Source organism: Candidatus Absconditicoccus praedator (assembly GCF_021057185.1).
Lineage (GTDB): Bacteria > Patescibacteriota > Gracilibacteria > Absconditabacterales > Absconditicoccaceae > Absconditicoccus > Absconditicoccus praedator.
Window position 1 is genome coordinate 994,239 of record NZ_CP054059.1, and the last position, 13,631, is coordinate 1,007,869.

Annotated in this window: 12 protein-coding genes; 2 read left to right on the plus strand and 10 right to left on the minus strand. The window is 28.2% G+C overall.

Annotated features, from left to right (window positions below; translation table 25 throughout):
• Positions 1–11: 11 nt before the first annotated feature.
• The 8 genes from HLG78_RS04785 to HLG78_RS04820 all read right to left on the minus strand — a co-directional run bounded on the left by HLG78_RS04785 (position 12) and on the right by HLG78_RS04820 (position 9,081).
• The gene (locus HLG78_RS04785) at positions 12–290 is read right to left on the minus strand and encodes a hypothetical protein (RefSeq protein WP_231177631.1); all 279 of its coding nucleotides are present in this window, start codon (positions 288–290) and stop codon (positions 12–14) included.
• Between the two features lie 60 nt (positions 291–350).
• Positions 351–512 (minus strand): hypothetical protein, encoded by a 162-nt coding sequence (locus HLG78_RS04790; protein ID WP_231177634.1) that lies wholly within the window; start codon positions 510–512, stop codon positions 351–353.
• A gap of 122 nt (positions 513–634) precedes the next feature.
• Positions 635–3,955 (minus strand): efflux RND transporter permease subunit, encoded by a 3,321-nt coding sequence (locus HLG78_RS04795; RefSeq protein ID WP_231177639.1) that lies wholly within the window; start codon positions 3,953–3,955, stop codon positions 635–637.
• Between the two features lie 117 nt (positions 3,956–4,072).
• Positions 4,073–5,974, minus strand: a complete 1,902-nt coding sequence (locus tag HLG78_RS04800; protein ID WP_231177644.1) for an efflux RND transporter periplasmic adaptor subunit — start codon at positions 5,972–5,974, stop codon at positions 4,073–4,075.
• Between the two features lie 105 nt (positions 5,975–6,079).
• Positions 6,080–6,553: a hypothetical protein gene (locus HLG78_RS04805; RefSeq protein WP_231177647.1), complete on the minus strand. Its 474-nt coding sequence runs from the start codon at positions 6,551–6,553 to the stop codon at positions 6,080–6,082.
• Between the two features lie 130 nt (positions 6,554–6,683).
• Complete coding sequence (locus HLG78_RS04810; protein WP_231177651.1) at positions 6,684–6,878, minus strand: hypothetical protein; 195 nt, start codon at positions 6,876–6,878, stop codon at positions 6,684–6,686.
• 29 nt (positions 6,879–6,907) lie between these two features.
• Positions 6,908–7,864 (minus strand): tRNA (adenosine(37)-N6)-dimethylallyltransferase MiaA, encoded by a 957-nt coding sequence (miaA, locus tag HLG78_RS04815; protein WP_231177670.1) that lies wholly within the window; start codon positions 7,862–7,864, stop codon positions 6,908–6,910.
• An 8-nt stretch (positions 7,865–7,872) separates the two neighbouring features.
• The gene (locus HLG78_RS04820; RefSeq protein ID WP_231177688.1) at positions 7,873–9,081 is read right to left on the minus strand and encodes a coproporphyrinogen-III oxidase family protein; all 1,209 of its coding nucleotides are present in this window, start codon (positions 9,079–9,081) and stop codon (positions 7,873–7,875) included.
• A 187-nt stretch (positions 9,082–9,268) separates the two neighbouring features.
• On the opposite strand from HLG78_RS04820, the gene HLG78_RS04825 reads away from it, so the two are divergent.
• On the plus strand, positions 9,269–10,717 hold the full coding sequence (locus HLG78_RS04825) for a hypothetical protein (RefSeq protein ID WP_231177690.1): 1,449 nt from the start codon (positions 9,269–9,271) through the stop codon (positions 10,715–10,717).
• Here the strand turns inward: HLG78_RS04825 and HLG78_RS04830 are convergent.
• Both HLG78_RS04830 and HLG78_RS04835 read right to left on the minus strand, forming a co-directional pair.
• Positions 10,685–12,214 carry a DUF4012 domain-containing protein gene (locus tag HLG78_RS04830; protein ID WP_231177692.1) on the minus strand — a complete coding sequence of 510 codons (1,530 nt, stop codon included), beginning with the start codon at positions 12,212–12,214 and terminating at the stop codon, positions 10,685–10,687. The two genes, HLG78_RS04825 and HLG78_RS04830, sit on opposite strands and share 33 nt — an antisense overlap.
• A gap of 62 nt (positions 12,215–12,276) precedes the next feature.
• Positions 12,277–13,068 carry a hypothetical protein gene (locus tag HLG78_RS04835; RefSeq protein WP_231177706.1) on the minus strand — a complete coding sequence of 264 codons (792 nt, stop codon included), beginning with the start codon at positions 13,066–13,068 and terminating at the stop codon, positions 12,277–12,279.
• Positions 13,069–13,196: 128 nt separating this feature from the next.
• On the opposite strand from HLG78_RS04835, the gene HLG78_RS04840 reads away from it, so the two are divergent.
• Positions 13,197–13,625 carry a divergent PAP2 family protein gene (locus HLG78_RS04840; RefSeq protein WP_231177708.1) on the plus strand — a complete coding sequence of 143 codons (429 nt, stop codon included), beginning with the start codon at positions 13,197–13,199 and terminating at the stop codon, positions 13,623–13,625.
• Positions 13,626–13,631: the final 6 nt, after the last annotated feature.

A 13,631-nucleotide genomic window follows, 5' to 3' on the forward strand; every position in this document is an offset into this window, starting at 1 on the left:
AAAAAAGTTTGTTATTTTTTGATAGTTCATATCATTCATTGGTTGAGCTTATTCATATATTTTCAGCTAATTAGTTTAACTGTTGCTAACCTTCATCAACAATTTGGACAAAAAACATCAGTATTTTCAGGAAGTTCATTTATAAAAACTCAAGCACAATCTTCTGTTATTCTTTCTTTATTTATTTTGATTAGTCTTCAACTTCCTCCTTTTTTGTATTTTACAAGCTTTTGTCAACACTTACAATAAACAGTAAGCATTTTATATTTTGTAAGTTTTCTACCAGACATATATTTGAAATTAATATTCAAAAAAATAGCATGTGTAGTTACACATACTATCTTAAATTGTTATTCTTCAAGTGCAGGTTCCTGCTGCTGCTCCTCTTCTCACACTCACAAAACATATAAGGTTTCTCTAGATGATTTGTCTGCCATATCTACAAATCAAGGAGTAGAGTCTACTTTTGATATTGGATGATCGATTTCTTCAAATATTCATTTTCCTTCCATATTTTGGATTAATATTACAATATAAATATTGGATTATATATTGATTTATTTTTACAATTCAACATAATTTTCGTACCCAAAACAATCATCTACAGCACAAGATTTAATTTACACATCAAATATTATTTGTTATAGGATTTAATTAAATTATCATACAAAAATACAGGTATAATAATCAAAGTCAAAATAGCAGACACAGACAAACCAAATATTATAGACCAAGCCAAACCACTCCAAACCGGGTCTCCAAGAATAGTTGTAATTCACAAAACTGTAGTCAAAGAAGTAATAATAATAGGTCTAAGTCTGGTTTTACCTGCATTTATTATACTAGACTTCAAAGTCCATCATCTTGCCAAAAGATTGTTCATATACTCTATCAGAATAATCGCATTTCAAACAACAATACCTGCCAATGCTATCACTCATATCATAGAAGTTGCACTAAAATACTCACCTGTAAGCAAATACAACATAGTAAAACCTGGGAAAACACCAAAAAATCATAAAAGGAAAGTTATCATTATAACACCTCAAATAGCAAATCACTTGAACTGACCCACCATCAAGAAATATATCAACATTAAAGCTATTATCATAGCAACACCAAGATCTGCAAAAGTATCCATAGTAACTTCCCACTCTCATCAAAAATCTATTTGGAATTTTTCTCCAGTTGCTTTATCCTGTATTTCAACTCAATATGGACTCCATCAAGTCATTTCAAATGCATCTCCCCAAAAATCATCATTGAAAAATGAAACAAACAATCCTATCACAGGATACACCACAGAATTTTCTCACATTTCTCAATAAATATATGCAGTTGGTCTAAGCTGATCTGTTCTTTTGAAATCATCAGACTCCATAGGCACAATATCCGCTACTTCTTTCAGTGGCACTTTTCTTCAAGTTTCACTTGTAAACCTGATATCATCAAAACTATTAATATCATCAGCATATTCATCATCTGCTCTTACAAACAATCATATTTCTTCTCTTGCAGAATCATCACGGTATATTCCAACCTTTCATCCATCAAATACATTATAAACAGTATTCCTTATTTGTTCTGCACTCAACCCAAGTCTGGTTGCTTTTTCATGATTTATTCTAACATCATAAGTTGTTTGATAATCTTGAACAGTAGTATAAACATCTTCTACACTTTCTTTTGATAAATAATCATAAGTTGTTTGATACATCCAATTTGTTAGATTATTTATTTCCTGATAAGAGGTACCTGGTTGGCCTGACACCTTCATTTTATAAGTTGCTTGAACAGGTGGACCTGGTGGTTCCTCCAAAACTCTAATTTCAGCATCTGGATATTTTTCTTTTATATGTTTTGTAAGCAAATCTCTAAATTTTATTACAAATTCTGGAGAACTTATATCTCTATTATCTTTGTTTAGTATATTTACTCTACTAGATATTTGATTTTGTTGCTGCCTTTCTGCTGCACCACGGAAAGTATTTGCAAAATCAGGAACAGGAGGCAATCCTACCCAATAAGATGTGTTTTTAATTATATTCAAATCTTGCTGAGGATATTTATCGTTGTCCACTTCTGGAGAAAATTTTCTCATAAAATCTGACATGTGTTGAGCAACTTGTTTTGATTTATCCAACGATGTATCTCTTGGCATATCTATCCAAACAAAGAAATTATCCTGATCTGACTTAGGCAGCATTTGAGCCTTGAATATATTCAAAAATATTGGAACAAAAACAACCAGTCACAAAGCTCACCAAAAAATCATTTTTAGAGAACTTCTTCTAAGTTTTTTGTTTTCTCATATAAAGTACTCAAGTATGTTTACATACCATTTTTCAATTTTTGTTGTTGAAACTTCATGAGCTCAACTATCAGCAACTTTATCAACATCCTTTAGCTTGTATGATTCTTTTTTCTTATCAAATCTTGGATTGTCAGCCAACATATAGGCAATAAATGGATTTATACTAAATGCTATAAAAAACGAAGCAGTCAGTGCTATTATTGCATATTGAGGGATGGGTCACATATACTCTCCCATCATATCAGCCACAAAAAACATTGCCACAAACGCCAAAATTCTAGTAATAGTAGCCAAAACCACTCCAAAACCTACTTCATCTACAGCATCTTTGATTGCTTGTAGTTTATTTTTTCAAGTTTTAACTCTTTCATCTAAATGCCTAGAAATATTTTCTACTACAACAGTACTATTATCTACCAACATACCTAATACAAGTATCAAAGCAAAAAGAGTTATTCTGTTTACATTATCTCATATACTTAAGGCAACAAAAAATGTAATACCAAGGGCCAATGGTATAGCAATACTATTATTTAATGCATCTCTAAATCAAAGATAAAACAACAAAACCAAAAACACTATAATAATAGCCTGAAAAAGATTAGTTAAAAGCATATTAGTGGCACTTTGAGCAGTTTGTCAGTCGTCCTGTACTGGCTGAATATGGTAACCTTCTGGAAGTGTAGGTTCAAGTTTTTCTATTTTTTCTTCTATATCATCCACCAAGAAAATAGAATTTTTATCTGGAGCTTTTGCTATACCAAGATACACTGCATCTTTGGAAGATTTATGATCTGCAAAAAAAGTATAATGAGTTTGTGGAGATGCTCATTTATATATTCTAGCAAGATCACCAAGATACACAGGAGCTCACTCATGCTCTCAAACTACAAGTCTTTCTATATCCTCTACTGAAGAATACTCTCCTGACACCTTCACTTGAGACAAACTATCACCGTATGATATAGTTCATCAAGGCTGATTTTCATTATTTTCTTTGATAGTTTGAATAACTTGTAGCATATCAACCCCTCTTGTATGAAATTTTTCTATATCAAAAAGTATATTTATATTTTCTTTTTCTGCTCAATTCAGATAAAACCTTGTTGTTCAATCAATCTGTTTGAACTCATCAACCAACTGGTCTCATATCTTCCTAAGTTGTAGCATATTTTCCTCGTCGTCTAATGGCTTGTCTTCATGATAAACTGCTATTGTGTATATAGGAATTTCATCTGGATCAATTGGTTGCACATCAGGTCTTTCTACTCAGTATGGAGACAGATCTAGATTGGAGTATATTTTGTTGTAAAGTCTTGTAGTTGCAACTTCTTGATCCATCCCAACCTCAAAACTTACCATTACTCATGCTTTGTGTGGCATTGAAGTTCATTGAATATCATCTACTCATTCTATTTGTGAAAATACTTGTTCCATTTCACGAGTAACAAGATTTTTTACTTGTTGAGAATTATACCCTGGTGCTTCTGCCATAATCTGAAATGCTGGCACTTCTATGTCTGGATTGTACTGTTTTGGTATAGTATACCAAGAAAAAAATCAGGCAAAAACAATACAGATTATTACCACAGCAGTTATTTTAGGATTTTGTATCCAAAAATTCGCAAATTTTCAAAACATCGTTAAATTTTTATTAAATTAAATATGACTTTAAAACAAATCCATTTATATCATTCCTACATAAAACACAATAGTTTCTACTAAAAATCTATTCTATTTTAACACTCTAAATTTTTCTTATCTTAAGATGTCACCATACTCTATATCACCTTCCACAATACAATCTCACATACTACAAGCTTTCTTATCCACAAAAACCTTCTCAAAATTGTTTTCAGATTTTTTCTTGTATACAAATGAATTTCAATAATCATACCTTATTTTATTGTATGGTACAGTTAAACCATAATCTCTAGACTCTCACAAAAACACATCCAAATTCATTCATATTCTTAATTCTTGAGGAGTTTCATTAAGAGTTATTTCTACAGGTAATGTTCTGGAGAACTCATCTACAATAGGTCATATATTACTCACATATCATTCATACTCTTTTTCATTGAAGTCGGTTTTAGCTATAGCATAATCTCATTCAGTTATATCTTCCATCTCACTTTCAGATACCATCACATCAATTTGTAAATCTTCCATAGAAGAAATCTCAAACATAGCAACCTGAGGATTTACCAACTGTCATATTTGAACATATTTTTTAGTAATTATTCAATCAAATGGAGCATATATTACTGAGTCATCTAGTTCTTGAGACTTCATATCCAATTCCATATTCATCTCATCTATTTGTGCTTGTATTTCTGATAGTTCTGCTTGTTTTTGATCTTTTTGAGAATTTAGCATATTTTTTGCTTCTTCGTATTCTTGATTAGCTATTTCTATCTGGTTTTCAAGTACATCTTTTTCAGTTTGAACATCATCCAAATCTATATTTGAAGATATTTCAGACTGATCCACTTTTTCTTTTGCTGTATTGTACTCTTTTTCAGCAGAATCTATAGCATTCTGAAGCTCATCAATCGCAGATTTTTCTTTTTCCTTGAAATCATCTATATTTTGTAAAGATGCTTGTATTCATACATTAAAACTTCAGTCTGTTCATATTATCATATCTTCTATATCTGACTGATAGTTGGTAGTTTTTTCTTTCAGCTCATCTATTTTTGATTGAGGAAAAGTTGATCATGAAACACTGTTATCCAAAACATCATAAAAAAGGTATGAAAAACTACTTAAATCAGAAAAAAAATCCTCGCCATACTCAAGAAGATCTTTAGTTTTCTCTTTTCTTTCTTCTCATTCATAAGAATCCAACTCATCAATTTTATCAATATACTCTTCATAATCAGATCTTAGGCTCTCCCACTGCCTTTCTGATCTATCTTTCAATGAAGATTTTCTTGCCGAAAGATTTGTTTCAAAATGATTGTTTTTATTTTTATTTGCATCTGATACTCACAAAATCTCATCAGTAAAATCCAAAAAATTTCTTGAAAGATTTCTAGAGTTTCTCAAAGCAGACTCAGCACCATCATATATACTTTTCTCTTCTTGTTCCAATTGAGAAGATTTATTTTCCAAGTTTAATTTTGCCATATCCAACTGTAGTTGAGCATTTTCCTTTTGTGTATTGGCTATATTTTGCTGTGTTTGGGAAAGTTGTTCAACATTTACAACCGAACTTCAAGCGTGCTCCAACTGTCTTTGAATTATGTTTATATTTTCTTCTGCTTGTTGAACTTGAGATCTAGTAGCCTCTATTTGTTGTTCAAACATATTTTCAGTATTCTGCTGAAGATTTTCCATGGTTTGTATAGTATTTTCTATACCATCATAAGCTATAGAAGCATAGTTTGTATCAATATTTGCTATTGGCTGTCCTTGTCTTACAAAATCACCCTCTTCATAATTTAAATTCACTATAAATCATTCTACTTTTGGCTGTAATGTTGTTTGTCTATCAGGCTGTACTACACCTACATAAGACTCTTCACTCATTAATGCTCAAGTAGATACCTCATATTCACTTTGATATGTTTTTGGTTTTGAAGAAGTCTCTTCTACACCACATCAGTATATTGTAGATATTAGTATAAACATTCATAACATTAAAAACTTTTTCATCCAGATAATATTATATTATAAATTATTTTGAAAATAAATATTTTTTTCTAATCTTCTAGAAAAAATATTAAAAAAACAAAAAAAGCAAATACAAATTAATCATTATTAATTTTTTATCAACATATTTATAGAATAAAAAATGGGTTCTAGAAAAACTCCAGAACCCAGTCAAAATCATGAGGAAAAACCTCTAAGCTTTCTTAATTCATCCCAGCTAATATATTCTATCCATTGAACTCCAAAACCCTGAACACCCAACAAAATTGGATATTCTTCAAAATTTGGGGAAGAATCTCCTAGATCAACAGCAAAAACTGCTATATCTCTAATTATACTATCTGGAAAGAGTTGGTTGATCTCCAAGAAACCAACATAACCTTCTGTTTCTTTGTACTTGAATATAGGTTTCACAATGCCTTTAAATAGTTCAGGAAAGACAACTTTTAAAAGTTTTTTATGTTTTCTACCAAATATTCTATAAAAATCGGTGTCTTGCATCAAGACTATCATGCTTCTACCAGATGAATGATCCAGCTTCACATAAAATATATCTTGACGATGTTCAGTTACAACACCCATAAACCTGGACCTCCACACTACAATTCAAGTAAAAGCAAGACGTAGTATATTCTTCTTAGAAAAAAAGTCAACCTTATTAAAAAATCCACAAGAGTAAAACAAATAATATATTTTTTAGGTTACAAATCTATTATCTTTCAAGAATATACAATATCATAAAGTGAATAATAAAAAACACAAATAAAACCAAAAACAAACGAAAAATATAGTTTAGCAAATGATTAAAATCAATTATTCACAAAACAAAGCCTATCATAAACAAACCAAAAGAAAACAAAAACACTACAATGTACATAACTCATATAGATTTTGCCTTATCCAACATATCAATATATTTATTAATAAATTTGTAAATTAACCAGAAAAAATTTTGTATACAACATTACTTTTGGGAGAATACTTTTTGTCATTTAGATATCTTCTAAACCAGGTTCTTTGTCTTTTAGCGAATTTTTGAGTGTTTTTTTTCAAAGTTTCTACCATTGATTCAAAATCATACTTTCAGTCAATATAGTCCAAAACCTCCTTGTATCATATACCCTGCATACTTGGTAAAGTTTTATCATATCACATATCTATAAGCTTTTCTACTTCTTTTACAAGTCATTTTTCCAACATTTCCAAAACCCTATTATTTATCATATCATTTGAAACATTTTTTCAAGGTATCAAACCTCACATGAAAATAGGTCGATCAACAGGCTGAGGTTTTGCCAATTGAGATTTTGTTTTTCAAGTCTTCTCGTATATTTCTAATGCTCTAATAATGTACCTTGTACTATTGGGATGAATCTGACTGGCAGATTCGGGATCTATATCTTTAAGGTTTTGATGTAAAATTCCAGGATTTTTTCTTTCTTTTTGTTCATAACATCTCCTAAGCTCCATATCAGGTCAAACCTGTGGCATACTAAAATTTTTGTATATTGTATCTATATAAAGTCATGTACCACCCACCAAAAAAGGTATATCTCATTTTTTTTGAATATTTTGTATTATTGGTTTTGTAGAATTTTTCCATTCTCAAGCAGTATATATCTTATCAGGCTCCACTAAATCTATTTGATGATGAGGAATTTTTTCCCTTATTGAAATATCTACTTTATCAGTTCAAATATCCATATATTTGTATACTTGTCTACTATCTGCTGAAACAATTTGAACATTACCTAAAAATTTTGCAATCTCCAACGAAATTGATGTTTTTCAACTGGCTGTAGGTCACCAAAGCATTATTATACCTTTTGGATAGTTTTCTAGAAAATTAGAAATATCTCTTTTCAACTCTTCTATTATCTTAAACTTATTCATCAAAAAAATTAATTTAATAAATCCGTAACTATACTATTATAAAGATTCATTCATCAATCTTTCAAATAAAATATTTTTCAATCATACTCAGCAAGTGAATCGTTTTTGTATTCAATTATCTTCTGCTCATAGCCATTTTCCAAGACTGGAGCAAATTTATGAATATTGGCAACACCATCACTTTTCCTCAAAGAAAGGAAAAATTCTTCTATCAAAAAATCATGCTCTTGCATAGAAAACAAACTTCTTTCATCTATAAAATTACCTTCAAAAAAATCTTCCCAAGACTTAGTATTTTCAAATCTTACTCATTTACTGTTATCGTCTTTCTCAAAAATTTTTGATGAATTCTTTTTATGTAAAAACGAAGATGCTCCTGGTCATAATCATAAATACTCTCACATATCCCAGTATACCATATTGTGTATACTATTCTTACCAGGTAAAGTAAAGTTTGATATTTCATATCTTTTATATCATCATTTTTGAATAATTTTTTTCAAAATATCAAATTCCTCAAAAACATTTTCCTCATTTGGCTGAAAATTACTAAACATTTGACTTCATGGAAACAACTCCAAAGTATACAAAGAAAAACTATCAGCAAATGTACTATCTACAAAATTTTTGAAAAACTCCATCTTGTCATAATTCCAAATAATTTTTTTTCAGTTCTTATCTTTGTTGAATTTTCAGAATGCTATAAAATCAAAGTTGAAAACATTGTTGGGTTTTTTGTGATTTACAAGATCTTTCAAGTAAAGTTTTAATGTGTTGAAAACATATCATCTTCAAGTCTGCTGCAGGATATCATCATCAAATGTTTGAATTCAAAAACTAAATCTTATCCTAAAAAAGTCTTTGTATCTATTGTTTACAAAGTCTATAAATTCCAAGGTTTCCTGAAAGGGATTTGGATTTAGTTCAAAATTTATTTCTTCAAGATATTCTAGATTGAAATTTGACTTTATGCTATCTATTATTTTAGATATATTTTCTTTTCATATATACAAAGGAGTTCCTCAACCAAAATATATTGTTTTTATTTCTTGTTTTCAAAAATGACTAGCATAATAATGTATATTTTCAATTACAGCATCTGTGTACTTATGTACATATTCTTGGATATTATCGAATCATTCACTTGGAGCTACAAAAAAATTACAGTATGAACATTTTTTTTCACAAAATGGTACATGGATATACAAAGACAACATCAACAAAAAACTATTACTAACTAAAAATTTTTATTAGTATAACAAACAACACACAAAAATCAATATTGAAAATTTCATAGTTTCTATTGACTATTGTATTGCGATATATTATAATTTCTTTATTGAAGCTTTGTTTTTAATAGATATCTCACTATGTTTTTTGTTTTTAGTGATAAGTTTTTATATAATGAATGAAAATATTGAAAGTTTAAAAAGTCAATTATACTGACCAGAATGAGATAAAAACACAGCTGAAAGCTTAATAAACACTTTCAATAACTTTTGATACTGAAAATTCAACAGCTCCCAAAATAATGAACTTTGTGTTGATCAAGAAAAAATTATAAATTTTTTAATATCATTAGCAAAAAGCAAACAAGATCTAAAAGACACAAATGAAGAAATAAAAACCTGGAAAGAGCGAGTAACTCAACAAATAGAAGAAAAACACCAAGAAAAAATTGAAGATTGAACAATAATTCCAAATCACCATCTTGCTCCATACAAAAAAGCAAACAGCATAGATAAAAATGAATTAATCTATCTTATACAATCAGTATTTTCACAAATTATAATACCACATCAAGAAGATCAATCAAATCGAGAATGATGTTATTATGAATCAAAAAATCTTTTTTTCAAAGCAAATTCCAACACACCAGATCAGCAACTAATTGAAGCTGTGTGGATATATCCCCAAAACATAACTAAAGAAATTTTAGAAAAACTTATTGGTGTTGATTGCTCTAACCTCAAATGAAACCAGTTATATTTAGCCCAACTAAAAGCTATTCCTCTACTTCAAGAAATATTAACAAGCTTAAAACCTGTTTATATACCTTGGGAAAATAGATATACATATAAGGCCTGTTTTATTGACCACCCTATTGCAAAAGGTAAAATAATAGATTTTTCTAAAACAAGAGAATACTACAGTAAAAAAAATCATATTATGAAAAAAAGAATAAAAATATTTGATAATTTGTATGAATATCTAGAAAACATACAGCATATATGAAAAACAAGCAAAGAAAGACTAGAAACTTTAGATAAGTTATTGGAATGACTAAGTTTTCAACTTATTGCTATAAAATCTGAATGAATAAGAACAGACTGAATTGAAAATGACATAAAACAAATTAGAGAAGAAATAATGTACCTAACAAACAAACATATAAGAACTGCTGTTGCAGACAGAATATCAAAACTTTGGTATAATCACCTTGAAAGACTGTCCAAACAACTTAGTTGAGCAAAACTTGATACAATAAAAAGAATCTGAGAAATAAGTAGAATAATAGAAAGAAATACTCAAATTGAAAGGCTCCTAATACAAATTCATAAAAATCAAAAACAAAATTTAACTATTGCCCTAAAATCTTTAAATTATTTCGAAACCAAGAAATCTGTTGGAAAGAAACAACTTGTAGTATTATTAAATAATTTTTTATCAAATCTTCCAAATTACAACATAAGGCCATTTTGCAAAATCAAGGATGAAATTTTGGAAATAGTATGAAACGAATATGAAAATTTGTCAAATACAATCAACAAACAAACGATAGCAGAAATTAAAAAAATACTTACAAAACATTATGAATCACTACAATTCTATCATAAACTCTATTTTATGTAATTTATTATTTTCATTTCATGAAAGTACATATACTATATTAGTTGAATAAGGTGTATTAAATTTTCTATAAGCTTTAGGATTTGTTTTTACTTCCAATATATCAAGTTCTTTGGGTAAGTATACAAGTCACATATTCTCAAAATCATATCAGAAATTAAGAATATGTTTTTCTCTTTCAGCCATTTCTACATCATATTGTTTTTCAAGCTCTTTGATATAAGTTTTATACCTAGATGGAACATTTAAATTATATCATATTACAATATTATAAACACCAGACTCAAAATCATCAAAATCTACTCTATCAAAATTTGTTGTTTTTAATATTTCTCAATCTTTTTTTATTTTTATATATTTTTCTACAAATCAATCTATTTTATTATAAGAATAATTGAAATCCCAAAAATATCATATATCTTCCTGAAATGTAGTATATAGAAGATTTTCTTGTAAAAAATTTTTAAATTCATCTGAAGCATCTGGGAAGTAAGCTTGTACATATCATTCATCTTGGACAAGTTCAAAGTTTTTAGCAAAATTTTGAAAAAGCAAATACTTATTGGACTGTATATAATTGTTTAACTGTTCCATATAGACCTGTTTTTCTTGAAAATCATCATTATCCTTATTCATTATTCTTCAAGCAGCATTTACAAATTGCCACTGTCGCATTTTTTCTCTAAATCAAGGAAGCATTTTTTCTAAAAGTTGTGACTGCAAGAATATCACTCAATTTATGCTTTTTTCTGGAAATGCAGATTCATAGATATCTATTATATTTTCTCAGTCTTTGTCAGTAAATCACAAAACATTACTTGAAACAAAAGAAATTCTAGAATCAGCTATATTATCTTGTCTTCGTTGTGGTGAATCTACTTTCTCTATTGAGTCTTGAGCATCAACCTTATAACTATCTTTTATTGTGTAATCTATCTTTCAGTTTTTTATTTCCAAAAGTATAAAACTACCAAAGAAACCTCAGTTTGGTCTAGCCTCATTACTATTTTGAAGTGCAATTATGTATTTTTGCTTTTGATCCTTTCATAAGATTTGATATATATCATCTTTATAATTCAAAGATTTTCATAAAAACTCCAAAAATCTAGTATAGTCTTCCAAGTAATCAAATCACATCACAGTTTCATAATTGTCTTCTAGAAAATTAATCAACAGCTTTATATCGGCCTCATTAGTTTCAAAAACATTTTTTCAATCAGAATAGTTTTCAATAGAAGACTTCAAAGATAGAAAAGCTTGAGAAAGTTGTGTATTTATAGGCCATGAATACAATGCAAGATCCTCCAAAGATTCATTGATCATTTCAAATCAAGATGCACTTGCATCTACAGTTTTAGAAAAATTATTTATTCAAGAAAAAAATGAAAAAGCTACTGTCAAAAGCAATATATAAGATATACTTATATTAGAAAAAGTATAAGACAGCATCTTTTTTGTCTTTTGAAATTTTGTTTTTTTTCTAAATCAGATAGTCTTCATTATAAGATTCTTGTTTTAAATAATTGTTTTTATTTATTTTTCATTTTTTTTCAACACTACAATTAATGAATTTTTATATCTACCTTTTTTCACCTAGAAAGCATCATATTCCATCTTTTATCCTCCAAAACAAAATCAAATATTCAGTTGGTATAAACATTTATATCATAAAAGTTTTGTTGATAATCAGATACAAGATTTGAAAATATTTTTTCTAACTTATCAATTCAATGAAATCTAATTTTGTTGAAATTTAATCTATTTTTTATGTTTCTAGTATAAGCAAAATAACCATAATTTAGTGGTATTATTGTATCAACAGAAGCATCCTTAAAATATCTTAGATCATATTTTACTAGTTTATTTATCATCCAAGACCTAAAAGACAAATTTGACAAAAAATACTTCCACATCACTACCTGTTTTTTCCATATAGCAAAAGGAAAGTTGAACTTGGAAATATTTTTTTGATTTTTGGTTAATTGAAAGTTTTGGGTAAGATCATAAAATTTTTCATCAAAATACTCAAAATCAGAAATATCTCACAAAAATCATATTTTTCCTACAAGACTATATGTCAAAACATCTAGCATATAATCTCTAAATAAAGGAAGCACAACCTCATCATCCAAGCTATAAAGCTCATAAATTGGTGGAAGAATAACTTTGTCGGCTCATTTATTCTTTAGAAAGTCTATTCAGATTTTAGCTTTTTCAAAAGAATAAGGAAAACCTTTATCAGAATAATATCCATTATTCCAATCCCAGTAAATCATATACTCAAAATCAAATTTTTGAAGTATTCTAAAAATATACAACATATCAACTCAAGATGCTATTACTCCTATTTTCATATAAATTTAGATTAACAATATCAAATTAAAATTATAAATAAGGATTTTATATAGTTTTTCAATTAAAAATTGATTTTAAAGCATTTTTTTTTATACTTGCAAAAATATTTATTATATAATAAAAAATTATGATAGAAATAATTACAAACCAGATATTAATTGCTACAGTTGTATCCACAGTACTTGCGCAAATAATAAAAACAATTTTAGATGTGTTTCGCTTAAAAAAGTTTGAACGACAGTCTCTTTTCCGTGGAGCTTGAATGCCTTCATCACATACAGCAACTGTTGTTGCACTTGCATTATCAGTTTATCTTGTAGAATGAGCAAGCACTATTTTTATTGTTACACTAGTTTTTGCTTCTATTGTTATTCGTGATGTTATATGAGACAAAATATTTGCTACACATCAAGAAAATATTCTCAACAAAATAATAAAGGATATAGTAAAAACAAAAAAACTAAAACGAAACCACTTAATAGGACATTCTATAATAGAAGTATTTTTCTGAATCATAGTATGAATAGTTTGAGTAACATTAGTTTTTGGATTCTAAAAAACT